15 protein-coding genes are annotated in these 18,933 nt (G+C 56.4%); 9 read left to right on the top strand and 6 right to left on the bottom strand.

Features of this window, described 5'->3' with window-relative positions:
• Positions 1 to 5: 5 nt before the first annotated feature.
• Positions 6 to 2,282: a pyrroloquinoline quinone biosynthesis protein PqqF gene (gene pqqF / locus ACOTW6_RS00435; protein WP_213788717.1), complete on the top strand. Its 2,277-nt coding sequence runs from the start codon at positions 6 to 8 to the stop codon at positions 2,280 to 2,282.
• Between the two features lie 86 nt (positions 2,283 to 2,368).
• On the opposite strand, the gene ACOTW6_RS00430 is transcribed toward pqqF, so the two are convergent.
• Positions 2,369 to 4,798, bottom strand: a complete 2,430-nt coding sequence (locus tag ACOTW6_RS00430; RefSeq protein WP_126513950.1) for a glucose/quinate/shikimate family membrane-bound PQQ-dependent dehydrogenase — start codon at positions 4,796 to 4,798, stop codon at positions 2,369 to 2,371.
• A 346-nt stretch (positions 4,799 to 5,144) separates the two neighbouring features.
• Complete coding sequence (locus tag ACOTW6_RS00425; protein WP_121479052.1) at positions 5,145 to 5,564, bottom strand: translesion error-prone DNA polymerase V autoproteolytic subunit; 420 nt, start codon at positions 5,562 to 5,564, stop codon at positions 5,145 to 5,147.
• Between the two features lie 325 nt (positions 5,565 to 5,889).
• On the opposite strand from ACOTW6_RS00425, the gene ACOTW6_RS00420 reads away from it, so the two are divergent.
• Positions 5,890 to 6,090, top strand: coding sequence for a hypothetical protein (locus ACOTW6_RS00420; RefSeq protein ID WP_003857516.1), 201 nt, complete (start codon positions 5,890 to 5,892; stop codon positions 6,088 to 6,090).
• A gap of 46 nt (positions 6,091 to 6,136) precedes the next feature.
• Here the strand turns inward: ACOTW6_RS00420 and ACOTW6_RS00415 are convergent, their stop codons facing one another.
• Positions 6,137 to 7,003 carry an aldo/keto reductase family oxidoreductase gene (locus ACOTW6_RS00415; RefSeq protein ID WP_045142525.1) on the bottom strand — a complete coding sequence of 289 codons (867 nt, stop codon included), beginning with the start codon at positions 7,001 to 7,003 and terminating at the stop codon, positions 6,137 to 6,139.
• Between the two features lie 145 nt (positions 7,004 to 7,148).
• Here ACOTW6_RS00415 and tcp point away from each other — a divergent pair, with 145 nt between their 5' ends.
• A complete protein-coding gene (gene tcp, locus ACOTW6_RS00410; RefSeq protein WP_213788716.1) occupies positions 7,149 to 8,810 on the top strand; it encodes a methyl-accepting chemotaxis citrate transducer in 1,662 nt (553 codons plus the stop codon).
• 32 nt (positions 8,811 to 8,842) lie between these two features.
• On the opposite strand, the gene smrA is transcribed toward tcp, so the two are convergent.
• Together smrA and ACOTW6_RS00400 are read right to left on the bottom strand one after the other, a co-directional pair.
• Positions 8,843 to 9,406 carry a DNA endonuclease SmrA gene (smrA, locus tag ACOTW6_RS00405; protein ID WP_003857522.1) on the bottom strand — a complete coding sequence of 188 codons (564 nt, stop codon included), beginning with the start codon at positions 9,404 to 9,406 and terminating at the stop codon, positions 8,843 to 8,845.
• A gap of 350 nt (positions 9,407 to 9,756) precedes the next feature.
• Entirely contained in the window at positions 9,757 to 10,662 is a 906-nt protein-coding gene (locus ACOTW6_RS00400) for a LysR family transcriptional regulator (protein WP_003857524.1), read from the bottom strand.
• A gap of 175 nt (positions 10,663 to 10,837) precedes the next feature.
• Here ACOTW6_RS00400 and ACOTW6_RS00395 point away from each other — a divergent pair, with 175 nt between their 5' ends.
• From ACOTW6_RS00395 to uspE, 6 genes are all read left to right on the top strand, one after another.
• Positions 10,838 to 12,148 carry a M20 family metallo-hydrolase gene (locus ACOTW6_RS00395; RefSeq protein WP_121479054.1) on the top strand — a complete coding sequence of 437 codons (1,311 nt, stop codon included), beginning with the start codon at positions 10,838 to 10,840 and terminating at the stop codon, positions 12,146 to 12,148.
• Positions 12,148 to 13,593 carry a M20 family metallopeptidase gene (locus tag ACOTW6_RS00390; protein WP_121479055.1) on the top strand — a complete coding sequence of 482 codons (1,446 nt, stop codon included), beginning with the start codon at positions 12,148 to 12,150 and terminating at the stop codon, positions 13,591 to 13,593. The genes ACOTW6_RS00395 and ACOTW6_RS00390 overlap by 1 nt, the downstream gene beginning before the upstream one ends.
• A 44-nt stretch (positions 13,594 to 13,637) precedes the next feature.
• Positions 13,638 to 15,164 (top strand): p-aminobenzoyl-glutamate transporter, encoded by a 1,527-nt coding sequence (gene abgT, locus ACOTW6_RS00385; protein WP_421766217.1) that lies wholly within the window; start codon positions 13,638 to 13,640, stop codon positions 15,162 to 15,164.
• Positions 15,165 to 15,173: 9 nt separating this feature from the next.
• The gene (gene ogt, locus ACOTW6_RS00380) at positions 15,174 to 15,689 is read left to right on the top strand and encodes a methylated-DNA--[protein]-cysteine S-methyltransferase (protein ID WP_015570643.1); all 516 of its coding nucleotides are present in this window, start codon (positions 15,174 to 15,176) and stop codon (positions 15,687 to 15,689) included.
• 183 nt (positions 15,690 to 15,872) lie between these two features.
• Positions 15,873 to 16,625: a fumarate/nitrate reduction transcriptional regulator Fnr gene (gene fnr, locus ACOTW6_RS00375; protein WP_000611906.1), complete on the top strand. Its 753-nt coding sequence runs from the start codon at positions 15,873 to 15,875 to the stop codon at positions 16,623 to 16,625.
• Positions 16,626 to 16,762: 137 nt separating this feature from the next.
• The gene (uspE, locus tag ACOTW6_RS00370; protein ID WP_003857535.1) at positions 16,763 to 17,713 is read left to right on the top strand and encodes a universal stress protein UspE; all 951 of its coding nucleotides are present in this window, start codon (positions 16,763 to 16,765) and stop codon (positions 17,711 to 17,713) included.
• Between the two features lie 38 nt (positions 17,714 to 17,751).
• Here uspE and ACOTW6_RS00365 read toward each other — a convergent pair whose 3' ends face one another.
• Entirely contained in the window at positions 17,752 to 18,864 is a 1,113-nt protein-coding gene (locus ACOTW6_RS00365; protein ID WP_047051864.1) for a mechanosensitive ion channel family protein, read from the bottom strand.
• Positions 18,865 to 18,933 lie beyond the last annotated feature (69 nt).

Below are 18,933 nucleotides of genomic sequence, written 5' to 3'. Positions count from 1 at the left end.
CGATAATGACCACCCGCATCGTGGAACTGGCAGGCGGTTTGCGCGCAACGCTGGTGCATCAGCCGCAGGCGACACGCGCGGCGGCGCTGGCGCGCGTGAGTGCCGGAAGCCATCACGAGCCACCGCGCTTCGCCGGTCTGGCGCATTTGCTTGAGCACCTGCTGTTCCGCGGTAGCCAGCGCTATCAGGGCGATGATCGACTCATGGCCTGGGTCCAGCGCCAGGGCGGCAGCGTCAATGCCACCACGCTGGCTCGCCACAGCGCTTTTTTCTTCGACGTTGCCGCCGATAACCTGTCCGACGGCGTCGCGCGGCTGCGGGATATGTTGCTGGCGCCGCTGCTTTCACCGCATGACATACAGCGCGAAGTGGCGGTCATTGATGCGGAAAACCGGCTCATCCAGCAACATGATTCCGCCAGGCGCGAAGCGGCGGCGCGCCACGCGATGGAAGAACCCGCGGTTTTTCGCCGTTTTCAGGTGGGTAGCAAGGAGTCTCTCGGGCAGGACCCGGTATCGCTGCAAACCGCGTTGCGCGACTTTCATCGTCGCTATTATGTAGCCGGGCACCTGCAATTGTGGCTGCAAGGGCCGCAAACGCTGGATGTCCTGGCCGAGCTTGCCCATACGTTTGCGTCAGGTTTTGCGTCAGGAGGCATGCCTGAAACCGCTCCCCCGTTGCGTCTTAGCGCTGAAGCAGATTATCAGCTGGCGGTGACGGAGCGACCCGCACTGTGGCGTTGTCCGCTCATTCCAAAAAGTGACAACGTCACTTTATTTCGGGAGTTTTTACTGGACGACGCCCCCGGAAGCCTGATTGCCGGGCTACGGGCGCGCGGACTGGCAGAAGAGGTAGCCCTGAACTGGCTTTATCAGGATGACGATTACGGCTGGCTGGCGCTAACGGTTGATAGCGAACGGCCCGAGGACATTGACCCGCATATTACGCACTGGCTACGGGCGCTACAGCAAACGACGGATGAGCAGCAGCGGCATTATTATCGGCTGGCACAGCAGCGTTTCAGCGCCCTGCCGACGCTGGAGCAGCTGCGCCAGCGGGCATTTGGTTTTGCGCCCGGCGCGGCGCCCGTAGGTTTTTCCGCCTTCTGTGCTGACTTACTGGCGGCGCCAGTCTCGTATCTGGCCTGCAAAAAAATGGAAACCGCTGAAATTATTGCCAGCCAGGGTTTTGCCCTGCCGCTTAGCCATTGGCGTCGCCAGCCGGTTGCAGATGATAGCCCCATCGCGTTTTCCTTCTACCCGCAGACTGCCAGGTATGCTGCGCCAGCCCCGACGTCAGAAGCCGCTCCGCTGCTGCATTTGACGGCGCAGACACAACCGCCGACGCTGATCCTGCGCAGGCCTTTTTATTCGCGCGTGGACAGGTCTCAGGGGGTGGCGATGGGCAAACAGTTACGCCCTCTCCTTGCTGAACTGCGCCATATCGACGGCAGCGCCGAGTGGCAAACGGTTGACGGTAGCTGGCAGCTCACCCTGCGGCTTCCTGACGCCATGGTGACGGCGGAGCCCATCATCGGGGCGATAATCGATCGCCTCTCCCACCCCGCTCCGGCGATTACGCCAGCGCCAGAAGGCATTGCCATCCGTGAGCTGCTTCAGCAATTGCCTGAACGTCTGGCATCGGATCCGCCACGGGACGGCTGGCTGGCGGCGTTAGTTGGCGGCAGCGCCGGACACGCGCACGGGTTAGCCCGGCAGCTTGGCCTGCTCCGGACGCCGGTTAACGCTAAGCCGTTGCCGTTAAGCGGTTGTCCCGGCGGGATCGAACACATCCCGCACGCCAGCGCGGATTCGGCGCTGCTGGTGTTTATTCCCCTGCCGCCGGGCGCGTCGCTCGCCGCGCTGCGGATGCTGGCGTTATGCTGCGAACCGCAATTTTTCCAGCGCCTGCGCGTGGAACAGCAGATTGGCTACGTGGTCAGCTGTCGTTATCAGCGTATTGCCGATCGCGATGGCCTGCTGCTGGCGTTACAGTCGCCTGACCGTTCTCCCGTGAACCTGTTGGGTTGCTGCAAACGATTTTTGCGTGAGCTGACGCCGTGCGATGAGGCAGCGTTCAGCATGTTGCGACAGCAGCTGGCGACGCAGATCCGCTCACCGATGGATGCCAGCGCCACGGCAGTGGCCGCCCTGCGCCAGCGCTATGGTTTGCCGGTGTTAACGCCGCAGGCTATTGATGCCCTGCAACCTGACGAGATAGTCGCGCTATGGCGCGAGATGACTCGCCGTCGCCGACGCTGGCGGGTGCTTTTCACGGGCTGACCGGAACCGGCGCTTTCTTCCTGTGCGTGGTTTTCAGTCAAAAAAAAGCCCCGTACTACGACGGGGCCGGGCTGCTTATTTCGCTGTTATTTATCCAGCGCGTAGGCGATCACGTAGTCACCACGATCCGGCGACTGGCGTGCACCGCCGGCAGAGATCAGAATGTACTGTTTGCCGGTTTTCGGTGATACATAGCTGACAGGTCCGCCCTGGCTACCCACCGGGAGACGCGCTTTCCACACTTCTTCCCCCGTGGAGGAATCAAAGGCGCGCAGGTAGTAATCCTGGGTTCCCGCAATGAAGACCAGGCCGCCCTGCGTGGCCAGCGTACCGCCCAGCGTCGGCATACCGACAGGCATCTGCATACGCATTTTTACCCCAAACGGACCGGTATCCTGAACGGTACCGACCGGCACCTGCCAGACGATTTTCTGCGTTTTCAGGTCAATCGCGGAGAGGGAGCCAAACGGTGGTTTCTGGCACGGAATGCCCAGCGGTGACATGAAACGGTTTTTGTTGACCGAATACGGCGTTCCTTTCATCGGAACGGCGCCCATCCCGGCGTTCACGGCTTCACCGCCCGTGTTTGCCACCGCGCTCTGCGGATCTTGTTTAATCAGCTGGACCCACAGACCCAGACGCATGTCGTTGACGAAGATGTACTGGTTGTTCGGATCGGTGGACAGACTACCCCAGTTCATTCCCCCCAGCGAGCCCGGGAAGCTCAGGGAAATATCGGTTCCCGGCATCGTGTACAGACCGTCATAACGCATTGATTTGAAGCTGATACGACAGGCCAGCTGGTCAAACGGCGTCGCCCCCCACATATCCGATTCTTTCAGGGTTTCCGCGCCAATCTGCGGCATCCCCACAGAGCGCGGCTGCGTTGCCGGGTACTGTTCACGTGGAATATCCGCTGGTTTTACCGGAACCTCTTTCACTTCAGTGAGCGGTTTACCCGTCAGGCGATCAAGAACATAAATTTGCCCCGCTTTGGTGCCCACCACCACCGCGGGCTTGTTGCCCTCTTTTGTCGGGAAATCAACCAGGCTCGGCTGCATCGGGATATCGAAATCCCAGAGGTCGTTATGTACGGTCTGGTATACCCACTTCTCTTTCCCGGTAGTCGCATCCAGCGCGAGGATTGAGGTGGCGTATTTGTGATCTTCCGGAATACGGTCAGCGCCCCACAGGTCGACAGAGGAACTTCCCATCGGGATAAACACGGTATTCATCGACGCATCCCAGGACATAGGGGCCCAGGAGTTTGCAGAGCTACGTTTGTAGTGTTCGCCCGGCTTCAGAACATAGTTCGGATCCGGATTACGCGGGTCGAACGCCCAGCGCAGCTGGCCGGTGATCACGTCATAACCACGTATAACGCCTCCCGGCATATCGGTGCTGACGTTATCCGCAACGCGGCCGCCAACGACAACCGTCGTACCCGCCAGCGTCGGGGCCGACGTCAGCACGTAGGTGGGATCTGACGCGTCGCCCATCCCTTCATGCAGATTAACGCTGCCGTTAGTACCGAAGTCCGGGCAGAACTTGCCGTTATCGGCGTCTAACGCGATCAGCTTACCGTCGATGGTATTCATCAGGATACGGCGCTGGCATGCAGCGCCCGGTGCGACCTGCGCTGGCAGAACCGGCGTGGAGCCAGCTACCGTTGGCTGTGCCAGCGGTTTGGTGGCATCAAAGTACGCCAGGCCACGGCAGCGCATCCAGATTGCAGACTTGGCGTTGATTTCCGCTTTCCAGATCTCTTTCCCGCTATCGGCATCCACGGCAATCACGTTGTTATGCGGCGTACAGAGGAAGACACGATCGCCAACCTGTAGCGGCGTTTGCTGATCTTCTGCGCCATTGCCGTCCGGACTTTCCGGTACGTCACCGGTATGGTAGGTCCAGACCGGTTTCAGGTTTTTCACGTTGTCACGGGTTATCTGGTCCAGCGCCACAAAGCGACTACCGCCAGCCGTATTACCGTAGTGATCCCAGTTCTCCTGTTTCGCATCATCTTTTACCGGCACCAGCGGGCGTTTTTCACCGCTAAACGGCACGGTCGGATGGGGTTGAAACATCTGAACAAAGGTGACGCCCATGGCGATAATAAGGACCGCGCAGACCCCCACGGCCCCTTTTGCGCAGGACGGTTTTCCTTCACGTTTACGCAATGCAGGCCAGGTAGCGGCTGCCAGCACCATCAGCCCGGCGGGTACCATTAAACGGGAAACCAGCGGCCAGAAGTCGAGCCCGGCATCGAAAAATGCCCAAATCAGGGTGCCAAGAAACACCAGGGCAAACAGCCCCACGGCAGAGGACTTGCGGCGGAAGAACTGAATTGCAGAGAGCAGAGTGATAACCCCGGCGATGAGAAAATACCAACTCCCCCCCAGGGAAACCAGTTTAAAACCGCCGATGGCAAAAAAGAGCCCCGTTACAAGAAGTATCACACCCACCAGCAGGCACCACGGGCCTAACCAGCCGGATGGGCGGGGATTATTGTCTGACATAAAAATGAATCTCCTGATTACTTTATAACAGCAGGGTTTTATTGACTGCCACGATGCTAAAACCCCGCACAACATCAATTGTTCGTGTGCGAATCATAAATTAAAATTATAATGTAGACAAAATGTATTCTGTCGGAAAAAAAGAAAACTCACTAAAGTGCAGGAACATAACAAAATAAAAAAATGGGATATCACTCTGTAATTCGCCAATACCAGAATATTTGACCAGTCAGTTCCGGCTTATGCGATGAATATCAGGTTTGCCGACAAGTCAGCCCGGATAACGTAAGATTTTTGCATGATGAGAATTAACTTATTGCCTATTAATTAAGCTTCACAAACACGATCAGCTCGCGGATTTCACGATATACGTCACTACACCAAAGATATCGAGCGTATCGTCGCTGCCGACAATAATCGGTGAATAGGCGCTGTTCATGGGGTTGAGTTGAATATTGGGACGCAACTGGAGGCGCTTCACGGTAAATTCGCCCTCTACCGCCGCAATCACGATATCGCCATGCTCAGGCTTGCGGGAACTGTCCACCACCAGCAAATCACCGTTATTAATCCCCCCTTCTATCATCGAGTCACCGGCGGCTTTGACAAAGTAAGTGGAGCTGGGATGGGCGATTAATAACTCGTTTAAATCGATACGCCGCTCTACATAATCCGCTGCCGGGCTGGGGAAGCCGCACTGTACTAAGTCGCTGAAAAGTGGAATAGCAACGATTTCACGCAACTCTGCGGGTCTGAAAAAGATCATAATAAACACCTCCATACTGTTTTTATATACAGTAGTTTTAACTGAGGTATCGATCAAGCCATGTCAGCGTAAGCGGCTGGCTACGCCTTAACCGCTTCGCTTATAACCCTCTATAGCAATGAAGATTATTTGTTTTGTAAATTTTTACGCATGGGCAAGCTTAACGCGTCATAAAACATCACTACAGCATCACTTATTGATGACTTGTAAATGTATAAAAGACAAAGCACCATCACTGCATAATCACTACCCGTTGACTTTCTATTTAGACTGGCGCATATTTTACAGCACAAATTAACAAGACAATTTTTGGAGGACGTTTTCTATGCCCGCCCGTGATTATCCCGATAAGCGTGTTGCTCGCGGTGTCGCAAAGGAGGCCGAACTCAGGATGTTAAGCGCGCGCATCGATCCTGCGCTGATGGAGTACATCCGCATTACTGCGTATGAAACACGGAAAAGTAAGCAGGAAATCGTGGCGGAAGCGTTAGCGCTTCATCGCCAAAGAAGTCAGATTGGATCATAAACAGCAAAAGCCCGAAAAATTCTCCGGGCTTTTGCTGGTATCGGGATTACCCCACCAGCGAATTTAACGTCTCCAGCGCCTCAGGCGGCAATACCAGATCGGCTGCCGCCAGGTTTTCACGCAGATGCGCCACCGACGAGGTTCCCGGGATCAAGAGGATATTTGGCGAGCGTTGCAGCAGCCATGCCAGCGCCACCTGCATCGGCGTCGCGCCCAGTGAATCCGCCACCGCCTGTAGTCCGGAAGATTGCAGTGGCGTGAAACCACCCAGCGGGAAGAACGGCACCCAGGCAATCCCCTGCTGCGCCAGCGAATCGACCAGCGCATCGTCACCACGATTCACAACGTTGTACATGTTCTGTACGCACACCACGGAAACCATCTTCTGCGCTTCAGCAACCTGCGAAGCGGTGACGTTGCTCAGCCCAATATGGCGAACCAGCCCCTGCTGTTGCAGCTCCGCAAGGGTGCTCAGCGGCGCGGCAATCGAGCCTTCCGCCGGTCCGTGGGCGCTAAACATGATCCGCAGGTTAACCACGTCCAACACATCCCGCTTCAGGTTACGCAGGTTATCATGCACCGCCTGCGTCAGCTCCTGCGCGGAAAACGCCGGCAGCCAGGAGGCATCCTCGCCGCGTCGGGCGCCGATCTTGGTCACAATCGTAAGGTCGTCCCGGTACGGATGAAGCGCCTCGCAGATAAGCTGGTTGGTCACATGAGGGCCGTAAAAATCGCTGGTATCAATGTGATTCACACCCGACGCCACCGCTTCACGCAGCACCGCCAGCGCCGCATTTTTGTCTTTTGGCGGACCAAAAACGCCAGGCCCGGCAAGCTGCATCGCGCCATAGCCAAATCGTTTAACCGTACGCGTTCCGAGCGTGAACGTTCCGCTTTTATCTATGCTGCTCATGCTGACCTTCCTCATAAAAAATGATCCGGGTTTACAACAGGTTCCGCAACGAAACCATTAGTTAAGCAATAGTAAAATTAAAGTTTAAATTCGCTACGACGATAGTATTGATGTAACCCTGCCTCTTCTCTTACGGATGACCGCCATGCTGAAAAATCTGCACGTGATTACCGGTATTATCTTTGCACTCACCATATTCTGTCTGCTGCAAGTTGTCACGGGAGGGTTGTTCTACTCTGCCGTTAACAACGATCGTCACAACTTTCAGAACTCCGGGTTACTCAATGCCCAACAGGAGAGCCTGAGCGACAGCGTGAACACGCTGGTGAAAACGCGCGTTACCGTCACCCGCGTGGCGATCCGCTACCTGAAAAACCAGCGCGATCCGGCCTCTCTCGCAGCAATCAACACGCTGCTGGGCACCGCCAACGGTTCGCTGACCAAAGCCGAAGACTATTACAAAAACTGGCAGGCGATTCCGCAGGTGAAGGGCCAGAATGCCGCGCTCACCGAAGAGATGCAGAAAGCCTGGAAGCAAATGCACGAGGTGATGCGCTTGTCCATTGAGTATCTGCGCGCCGATAAGTATCAGGCCTATGGCGACCTGGACGCCCAGCAGGCGCAGGATGAGATGGAGGCGGTCTATACCCGCTGGCGCGCTGAAAACAACGTGCTGCTGAAAGCCGCCGCCGAAGAGAATCAGAGCAGCTTTACCCAGATGCAGTGGACGCTGGCGGCGATCTTCCTGACCGTTATCGCCGTGCTGGTGGTGATCTGGCAGGGTTTACAGCACCTGCTCCTGAAACCGCTCAACGCCATCATGAACCATATTCGCACCATCGCGAGCGGCGATCTGACGCAAAATGTCGCGATTACCGGGCGCAACGAGATGGGCCAGCTGGCTGCTGGTCTGCACGAGATGCAGCAGTCGCTGGTGAGCACCGTCAGCGCCGTGCGCGGCAGCACCGATTCGATCTACACGGGCGCAGGAGAAATTGCCGCCGGGAGTAACGACCTTTCCGCGCGAACCGAGCAGCAGGCAGCCTCGCTGGAAGAGACCGCCGCCAGTATGGAAGAGCTGACTGCCACGGTGAAACAGAACTCGGATAACGCCCGCCAGGCGACGCTGCTGGCGAAGAATGCGTCTGAAACCGCCGCACGCGGCGGTCAGGTGGTGGATAACGTGGTGCGTACCATGAATGACATTGCCGACAGTTCTCAGCAAATTGCGCATATCACCGGCGTTATCGATAGCATTGCCTTCCAGACCAACATTCTGGCGCTCAACGCGGCGGTTGAAGCCGCCCGTGCCGGGGAACAAGGTCGCGGCTTTGCGGTCGTGGCAGGTGAAGTACGGACGCTGGCCAGCCGCAGCGCGCAGGCGGCAAAAGAGATCAAAGGGCTTATCGAGAACTCTGTCAGCCGGGTGAATATCGGCTCGGAACAGGTAAGCGAGGCGGGTGCGACCATGAAAGAGATCGTCGCGGCCGTGACGCGCGTAACCGATATTATGGCTGAGATTTCCTCTGCGTCTGACGAGCAGAGCCGCGGTATAGAGCAGGTCAGCCTGGCGGTCTCGCAGATAGACAGCGTCACGCAGCAAAACGCCGCGCTGGTACAGGAGTCGGCAACGGCGGCGGCAGCGCTGGAAGATCAGTCTGAACAGCTGCGTCAGGCCGTGGCGGCATTCCGGCTGAACGCTCAGGAATCGCCGGCGGCTCGCCCTAAAAACGTGAAAACGCCCGTACTGCTGCGCCCGTCAGCGGCAGGCGCGAATACAGCTGACGCGAACTGGGAAACCTTCTGAGTGACAGGCGGGCATCTCGCCCGCCTTCCTGATTAGCGGCTGCGCTTGGCGTGGCGCTCCCAGTTATCTCGCTTCGCATCCTCTGACTTACGCAACGAGACATAGCATGCTCCGCTGCCGCCGTGATGCGGCTGCGCTTCGCAAAAGGCCTGTACTTCGTCGAACTCGGTCAGCCAGCGCGCAAGATAGCTGCGCACCACGTTAGGATGCGACTGCTGCTCACGCCCTTTACCATGCACGATGATCAGGTTGCGTAGCCCGTCACGTCCGGCCTGGCGAATAAAGGAATAGACCAGCTGGCGGCATTGCTCCGCAGGCTGGCGTAACAGCGTTAAGCTGGCCTGACGGGAATATTTGCCGGAACGCAGCTTATCAAATACCCCCTGCTGTACCCCTTCCCGCTGGAACATCAGCGGCTCGTCAAGGGGCAACAGTTCCAGAAACCCCAGCGTCAGAAAGTTATCGAGCTGCTCAGTATCTATTTCCTGACGCGCCCGCGTGTTGCGGCTCTGCTGCCAGTGAATATCCGCGCAGCGTTTGAGCGGCTGGACATCCTCCATGGCGTCAAGAAAAAGTGATTTGTCGTCAGGGTTCATGGAAATCCTCCGGCTACATCTGAGTGATGTACTATACCTGCGCCCGTTGCGGGTCTCAATCATCCGGGCACGGGTTCAAATAATGGCTTAAGGAACGGATAATCGCAGACGCAATAAATTTAATCCAACCTTAACTTAAATTTCAGCCGTAATTAATTAAATAATTTACGTTAAAAAATCGTGAAATCAATCACTCAACGTCCTTCTCTTTTAAGAAAAAGCTGTTATAACTTAATAAACCTGCCCAATGGATAATGCATGTAGGATCCGCGAAAGGAAGCACGACTGTGTGTACTGTGGAGTCTGTCTGATGTCGGGCAGACTCTATTTTTTTATTGTTGTTATTTTGATTAAATTAATTTCCTGGCTTCCCTTCGAAACTGCGTGATTAATGATTCGGCAAGCGGTGTCTGGCGAGAATCACGACGCTGAATTAAATAATATGCTGCTTTAGGCAGGGTTTCGACAACCGGCAGCATTATCAGACGGTGCGCCAGAAGCGGATCGCAGCCCAGCTCCTGCGGTAAAATGCTGATGAAATCGCTTTGTGCGACGAGGCTAATACAGGAGGAAAAGGTCTCACAGACAACGCCAATTCGCGGTATTTGAGAGCGGTGGTTAAAAGTATCCTGCAACTGTTTATAATAACTTCCCCGGGGCGTAGGCATCGTCCAGTTATATTGCAAAAGCTCATTAATTGAGGTCGCCCCTGTCGCCGGATGCCCTGCCCGACAAAATACGGCAAAAGGCTTTTCGAACAACTTTTCAAACGTAAATTCGTGATCGTACGGCCCCTGATAATAGGTATTGATGGTAAAGTCCAGCTCACCCTGACGTAATTCATTAATCATCGACACCAGCTGGCCTTCCATAATCCGGACGTTGACCTGAGGATGCTGCGCATGAAAACGCGTAATAACGGCTGGCATCAGGCTGCGTGAAATACTGGCCCCCATCCCAATATTGATCTGCCCGGCAAGTTCGCCCTGCCGCTGGCGGATGTCATCCTGCGCCGCACGTAGCTCTTCCAGAATCAAATTAGCGCGGTGATAAAACCCTTCTCCGCACTCGGTCAGCGCGACGCCTTTACTCCGGCGCACAAACAGCTGGGCCGCCATGCCCTCTTCCAGCTCTTTAATGGATTTGGTCAGCGCGGGCTGGGAAAGATTAAGCGTCCGGCTGGCGCCGCGAATACTGCCCTGACGCGCCACTTCGACAAACGCCCTGATTTGATGAAATTTAATCTGAAATGACATAACGCGACCGATAACCGTTGTTTATCAGAGTAAAGAAACTGTCATCTACTTTAATGGAAACGGATGTGCGAGGGTAATTCCTGAACGGTTAAAACTGTGAAAAAACGATTAGTGATAAGTAAAAACTATCACAGCGTGAAGCAGTTCACATATTTTAATGATGACAGGAAAAGATATGAATGCACTGGCGCAGTACATCCAGACATTAGCCCCACAACTGAGCGCATGGCGTCGCGATTTCCACCATTTCGCGGAATCCGGCTGGGTGGAGTTTCGAACAGCCGCGAAAGTCGCGGAGATCCTCGACTCGCTGGGCTACGAACTGGCGATGGGGCGCGACGTGGTCGATGCCGAAAGCCGTATGGGACTGCCCGATGACGCCACCCTTTCGCGAGAGTTTGCCCGCGCCCGGGCACAGGGCGCGCCGGAGAAATGGCTGGCGCCGTTTGAGGGCGGATTTACCGGCATTGTGGCGACCCTGAATACCGGACGTCCGGGCCCAACGCTGGCGTTTCGGGTAGACATGGATGCACTTGATTTAAGCGAAGCGCTTGACGAAAGTCATCGCCCCTTCCGCGACGGGTTTGCCTCCTGCAACCCGGGCATGATGCACGCCTGTGGCCACGACGGGCATACCACCATTGGTCTGGGGCTTGCGCAGGTGCTTAAGCAGCATGAAGCGCAGCTCAACGGCACCATCAAACTGATCTTCCAGCCTGCCGAAGAGGGTACGCGCGGCGCGCGGGCTATGGTCGCCGCAGGCGCGCTGGACGGCGTGGACTACTTTACCGCCATTCATATCGGGACCGGCGTGCCGAAAGGGACGGTGATCTGCGGCAGCGATAACTTCATGGCAACCACCAAATTTGACGTGCGCTTTACCGGGGTCGCCGCACACGCTGGCGGTAAACCGGAAGAGGGCCGTAACGCCCTGCTCGCGGCTGCCCAGGCCGCCATCGCACTGCATGGCATCGCGCCACACAGCGAAGGCGCGTCCCGGGTTAACGTCGGGGTCATGCAGGCGGGCAGCGGACGCAACGTGGTTCCGGCTGATGCGTTGCTGAAGGTTGAAACCCGCGGCGAAAGCGAGGCCATTAATCAGTATGTCTTTGAACGCGCGCAGGCGGTAATTACCGGCGCGGCGGCGCTCTACGGCGTAACAGCCGGGATAAACCTGATGGGGGCGGCGACCTCCAGCGCCCCTTCCCCGGCCTGGGTCGATTATCTGCGCGAGCAGGCAAGCCAGGTGCCCGGCGTGACTCAGGCCATTAATAAGGTCAAAGCGCCTGCGGGCTCCGAAGATGCCACGCTGATGATGGCCCGCGTACAGCAGAACGGCGGCATGGCCTCGTATATGGTCTTCGGCACCGAGCTGAGCGCCGGACATCACAACGAAAAATTCGATTTTGATGAGCAGGTGATGAACGTTGCCATCGAAACGCTGGCGCGAACAGCGCTTAATTTCCCGTGGACGCGAGGTGTGTAATGCAGGAGAACTACGCTTTTATCGCTGATGCCATCGACATGCGATGTCAGACGTTTACCGATATTGCCGACGACATCTGGGATCATCCCGAAACGCGCTTCGAAGAGTTCTGGTCCGCCGAACGGCTCGCCAGCGCGCTGGAAGCCGAGGGCTTTACCCTGACGCGGGAAGCCGGAGGCATTCCCAACGCCTTTATTGCCAGCTACGGCAGCGGCAAGCCGGTTATCGCCCTTCTGGGCGAATACGATGCCCTGGCCGGGCTAAGCCAGCAGGCGCACTGCGCGACGGCGCAATCCGCCACACCGGGGGCGAACGGCCACGGCTGCGGACATAACCTGTTAGGCACCGCTGCCTTTGCCGGGGCGGTGGCGGTGAAAAGCTGGCTGGAACAACACGGCGGCAGCGGAACGGTACGATTTTACGGCTGCCCCGGCGAGGAAGGCGGCTCCGGTAAAACCTTTATGGTACGTGAAGGTCTGTTTGACGACGTGGACGCTGCCGTGACATGGCACCCGGAAGCCTTTGCCGGGATGTTTAACGTCAGCACGCTGGCCAATATTCAGGCCGCCTGGCAGTTTAAGGGGATCGCCGCTCATGCCGCAAACTCCCCACATCTGGGGCGCAGCGCGCTGGATGCCGTGACGCTGATGACCACCGGCACAAACTTCCTCAACGAACACATCATTGAAAAAGCGCGCGTTCATTACGCCATCACCGATACCGGCGGGATTTCGCCCAACGTGGTACAGGCCCAGGCCGAGGTGCTGTACCTGATCCGCGCCCCGGAGATGGCCGATGCGCAGCAGATCTACGCGCGCATCGAGAAAATCGCCCAGGGCGCGGCGATGATGACCGAAACCACCGTCGAGTGCCGCTTTGATAAAGCCTGCTCCAGCTATCTGCCGAACCGTACGCTCGAAGCGGCGATGTACCGCGCATTGCAGCATTACGGCACGCCAGCCTGGACGCAAGAGGAACGCGAATTTGCCCGTGAAATCCGCGCCACGCTCACGGCAAACGACCTGCAAAACAGCCTGAAAAACATTGCCGCAACGGGGGCCGAAGAGGGAAAAGCGTTCGCCCGACGCCATCAGGAGACGCTGCTGGTGGATGAAGTTGCCCCTTACGCCATCACCGATAACGTGCTGGCAGGCTCCACCGATGTGGGGGATGTCAGCTGGAAGATGCCTGTCGCACAGTGCTTTAGCCCCTGTTTTACCGTCGGCACCCCACTGCATACCTGGCAATTAGTGGCGCAGGGGCGTACCTCAATTGCCCATAAAGGCATGTTGCTGGCCGGAAAAGTGATGGGCGCGACTGCGCTGCATCTGCTTCAGGATGCCGACCTGCTGCGAAAATGCCGGGAAGAGTTCGAACAACACATAACAGAAAAACCGTACGAGTGTCCGATCCCGCAGGGCGTGACACCGTCACCTTTAAAATAAAAAAACACAACACAACAACACAACAACAGTCCCGAGGAACGCCCATGAGTATGTCTTCCATACCTTCGCATTCCCCATCCGGTAAGCTCTATGGCTGGGTTGAAAGGATCGGTAATAAAGTGCCGCACCCTTTCCTGCTTTTTATCTATTTAATTGTCATCCTGATGGTCGCGACGGCCGTGCTGTCCGCCTTTGAGGTGAGCGTGCGCAGCCCGGCCGACGGCAGCATGGTGGCAGTGAAAAACCTGCTCAGCGTTGAAGGGTTGCACTGGTTTTTACCGAACGTGATTAAAAACTTCAGCGGTTTTGCGCCGCTGGGCGCCATCCTGGCGCTGGTGTTAGGCGCGGGACTGGCCGAACGCGTGGGTCTGCTGCCTGCGCTGATGGTGAAAATGGCCTCGCACGTCAGCGCGCGTTATGCCAGCTATATGGCGCTGTTTATTGCCTTCTTCAGCCATATCTCGTCCGACGCGGCGCTGGTGATCATGCCGCCGATGGGGGCGCTGATTTTCCTCGCCGTTGGCCGTCATCCTGTTGCGGGTCTGCTGTCGGCGATTGCGGGCGTCGGCTGTGGGTTTACCGCTAACCTGCTGATCGTGACCACCGATGTGCTGCTCTCCGGCATCAGCACAGAGGCAGCCAGCACCATCGATGCGACCATGCACGTCAGCGTGATCGACAACTGGTACTTTATGGCCAGTTCGGTGATTGTCCTGACGATTGTCGGGGGGCTGATTACCGATAAGATCATTGAGCCGCGCCTGGGTAAATGGGAAGGCCGGAGCGATGAAAAGCTGGAGACGCTGAGCAAAGAGCAGCAGTTCGGCCTGCGCGTAGCCGGGATCGTCTCGCTGGCGTTCATTGCGGTGGTGGCGCTGATGGTGGTGCCGGAGAATGGCGTGCTGCGCGATCCAATCAAACATACCGTACTGCCCTCGCCGTTTATTCAGGGCATTGTGCCGCTGATAATTCTCTTCTTCTTCGTCGTTTCGCTCGCGTTCGGCATCGCCACCGGCAAAATCCGCCGTCAGGGAGATCTGCCGCACCTGATGATCGAGCCGATGAAGGAGATGGCGGGTTTTATCGTGATGGTGTTCCCGCTGGCGCAGTTTGTCGCCATGTTTAACTGGAGCAATATGGGCAAGTTTATGGCCGTGAGCCTGACGGACGCGCTGGAGGCGGCGGGGTTGAGCGGTATTCCTGCGTTTGTCGGCCTGGCGCTGCTGTCGTCTCTGCTGTGCATGTTTATTGCCAGCGGGTCGGCCATCTGGTCGATTCTGGCGCCCATCTTTGTCCCCATGTTTATGATGCTCGGCTTCCATCCGGCGTTCGCCCAGATCCTGTTCCGTGTCGCCGATTCCTCGGTGATCCCGCTGGCGCCCGTGTCACCCTTCGTTCCGCTGTTTTTAGGCTTCCTGCAACGCTACAGACCGGAGGCTAAGCTGGGTACCTACTATTCGCTGGTTCTGCCCTATCCGCTTATCTTCTTAGGGGTATGGCTGGTGATGCTGGTGGCGTGGTATCTTGTCGGCCTGCCGATTGGACCGGGTGTTTACCCGAGGCTGAACTAAGGAGTACTGATGCTGAGATTACTCGAAGATAAGATTGCGACGCCGCTGGGGCCGCTGTGGGTTATCGCGGATGAAGCGTTCAATCTGCGCGCGGTTGAATGGGAAGAGCACAGCGACCGGATGGTTGAGCTGCTCAACATCCATTATCGCGCCGAGGGTTACGAGCGTATTACTGCCCGTAATCCTGGCGGGCTGAGCGATAAACTGACGGCCTACTTCGAGGGCGATCTCAGCATTATTAATACCCTGCCAACCGCCACGGCGGGTACCCCTTTCCAGCGCGAGGTGTGGCAGGCGCTGCGTAATATTCCCTGCGGACAGGTAATGCACTACGGTCAGCTGGCAGAACAGCTTGGCCGTGCCGGTGCGGCACGCGCGGTCGGTGCGGCAAATGGCTCAAATCCCGTCAGCATTGTGGTGCCTTGCCATCGCGTGATTGGGCGCAACGGCACCCTCACCGGCTATGCCGGGGGCGTACAGCGCAAAGAGTGGCTGCTGCGTCACGAAGGGTATTTTCTGCTGTAACTCCCAGGCTTTTTGTGCTTAATTTTCTTCCTGCCAGGCTGATAATCCTTAATCATTCTGTGGAATTTCAAGGAGATGGCAACGTGGTGCCGTCTCTTGTCTTTATTGGGGGTTTGCCAGACTTACGTCCTTACCAAAAAGATGTTAAAATTGACCAATATCAATTAAGGCTTGAGCAAACCTATGATCCCGGAAAAGCGAATTATACGACGCATTCAGTCTGGCGGTTGTGCTATCCATTGCCAGGATTGCAGCATCAGCCAGCTCTGTATCCCGTTTACTCTGAATGAGCATGAACTCGATCAGCTTGACAATATCATCGAGCGCAAAAAGCCTATTCAGAAAGGGCAGACGCTGTTTAAGGCGGGAGACGAACTGAAATCGCTCTATGCTATCCGTTCTGGCACCATCAAAAGCTACACCATTACCGAACAGGGCGACGAGCAGATCACCGGCTTCCATCTGGCAGGCGATTTAGTCGGCTTTGACGCCATCGGCAGTGGCCATCACCCGAGCTTTGCTCAGGCGCTGGAAACCTCTATGGTCTGCGAAATCCCGTTTGAGACGCTGGACGATCTGTCCGGTAAGATGCCGAACCTGCGTCAGCAGATGATGCGTCTGATGAGCGGTGAGATCAAAGGCGATCAGGATATGATCCTGCTGCTTTCCAAAAAGAATGCCGAAGAGCGTCTGGCCGCCTTTATCTATAACCTCTCCCGCCGTTTCGCGGAACGTGGCTTCTCCCCGCGTGAATTCCGTCTGACCATGACGCGCGGCGATATTGGTAACTATCTGGGCCTGACCGTGGAAACCATCAGCCGTCTGCTGGGTCGCTTCCAGAAGAGCGGAATGCTGGCGGTTAAAGGTAAGTACATCACCATCGAAAACGGTGAAGCGCTGGCCATTCTGGCGGGTCACTCACGTAACGTGGCATAACTCTCCCGGATATCTTATGCCAGGTCGATAAATTTTCATGATTATTGATCTGGCAAAAACTTCCCCCCTGTTTCATTCAAGATATATAGGTTACTCTTTTACTTACAGACTGTGGTGACAGTAGTAAGGAGACCTGTATGGCAAAGTATCAAAACATGCTGGTGGCTATCGATCCTAACCAGGACGATCAGCCGGCATTACGACGTGCTGTGTATTTACATCAACGGATTGGTGGCAAAATTAAAGCCTTTTTGCCGATTTATGACTTCTCATACGAGATGACCACCCTTCTGTCGCCTGACGAGCGCACCGCTATGCGTCAGGGAGTGATCAGCCAGCGTACCGCGTGGATCCGCGAGCAGGCGAAGTATTACCTGGAAGCGGGCGTACCGATTGATATCAAAGTGGTCTGGCACAACCGACCTTTCGAAGCCATTATTCAGGAAGTGGTGGCCGGTGGGCATGACCTGCTGCTGAAAATGGCGCACCAGCATGACAAACTGGAATCCGTGATTTTCACCCCGACCGACTGGCACCTGCTGCGTAAATGCCCTTGTCCGGTATGGATGGTGAAAGATCAGCCGTGGCCTGAGGGCGGGAAAGCCGTCGTGGCGGTGAATCTGGCCAGCGAAGAGGATTATCACAATTCGCTGAACGAGAAGCTGGTGAAGGAGACGCTTCAGCTTGCCGACCAGGTTAACCACACCGAAGTCCATCTGGTGGGTGCCTATCCGGTTACGCCAATCAATATCGCCATCGAGCTGCCTGAATTTGACCCGAGCGTATATAACGACGCGATTCGCGGTCAGCATCTGCTGGCCATGAAAGCGCTGCGCCAGAAATTCAGTATCGATGAGAATATGACGCACGTAGAAAAAGGGTTACCGGAAGAGGTTATTCCGGATCTGGCGGAGCATTTGCAGGCCGGGATTGTGGTGCTGGGCACCATTGGCCGGACCGGTATTTCTGCCGCGTTCCTGGGAAATACCGCCGAGCAGGTGATCGACCATCTGCGCTGCGATCTTCTGGTCATCAAACCGGATCAGTATCAGACACCGGTTGAGCTGGACGATGAGGAAGACGATTGACCCCAAAATGAAAGCCCGCCGGTAACAGCGGGCTTTTTTTATTGCGCTTCGCTCAACCGCTGCGTCGGTGCCTCGTCGCCGGCATTCATCCAGGGCGCGTGCAGAACCATGCTCGGCAGCGCCAGCTTGATCTCCTGCTGGTTCAGCCCCTCCAGAATACGAATATTGATCTCCTGCTGAATATCCATGTACTTGTTGTAGTCCGCCGTGTTAACGATATGGACCACCTCGAAGGTCAGGCGATCGCGATCGAAGCCCAGGAAATGGGCGCGGTCAAACTTCGTTTCCCCGACGTCGGTAATGATCTGTTTGACCATCTCACCCACTGAACGCAGTTTGTCCGGCGCCGTGTCGCTGGCAACCCCGAAGGTAAAGACGATCCGGCGTGTTTGCATTCGCTTGTAGTTATGCAGCGTCTGTTGCAGCAGGATGGCGTTCCCGCAGACAATCTGCTCCCCGCTCAGGCTGCGGATACGGGTGGTTTTCAGGCCAATGTGCTCTACCGTCCCGGCGACATCGTTAAACACCACAAAATCGCCGATTTCGAACGGCTTATCAAAACCGATGGAGAGCGATGCAAACACGTCGCTCAGGATCGTTTGCACCGCGAGGGCGATAGCAATCCCCCCTACCCCAAGGCTGGCAACCAGAGCAGTGATGTTGACGCCCGCGTTAGCAAGAATAGACAGCAGCATCACTGACCAGACTATGGCACGGAGGATAAGCCCCGTGATCACCAGCGTCACCGGGTTTTTATGGCTTCCCGGCGCCAGCATGACGTGACGAAGCCACGACACCACCCCCTGATCCATCCACAGCGCCACCTGGATGGCGAAGACCAGGAACCAGGCGTGACTCACGGTGCCAAAGAGATGATCCGGTAAGTCAACGAAGCGCAGGCTGAACAACAGTGCCACGATAAAAAGCAGGACGCGGCTGGTGCGGTTAAGCATATCCGTCAGGATAAAGCGCATCCGGTTGGTGCTGGGGTGCTTGTCGCCCCAGGTGGTGATCCCTTTCTTAACGAAGGCGATCAGGCGCGTCAGCAGCCAGTACACCAGCAGAGTCACAAAGACCACCGTGGCGACGCCGATCCAGAAAGACGGCGTCATCATCAGCTCGATGATGTCGAAGCGGGACAAAAATCGCATTACACCTCCTCGTATTACACAAAGGGTAAAGTATAGACAGAGGAGAAAAGCTGGCCGCAGAAATAAGAA

Source organism: Enterobacter cloacae complex sp. IR5403 (assembly GCF_049238705.1).
GTDB classification, from domain to species: domain Bacteria; phylum Pseudomonadota; class Gammaproteobacteria; order Enterobacterales; family Enterobacteriaceae; genus Enterobacter; species Enterobacter hormaechei_C.
The sequence above is the reverse complement of the archived record's forward strand: the minus strand, read 5'-3'. Positions and strand labels throughout refer to the sequence as shown.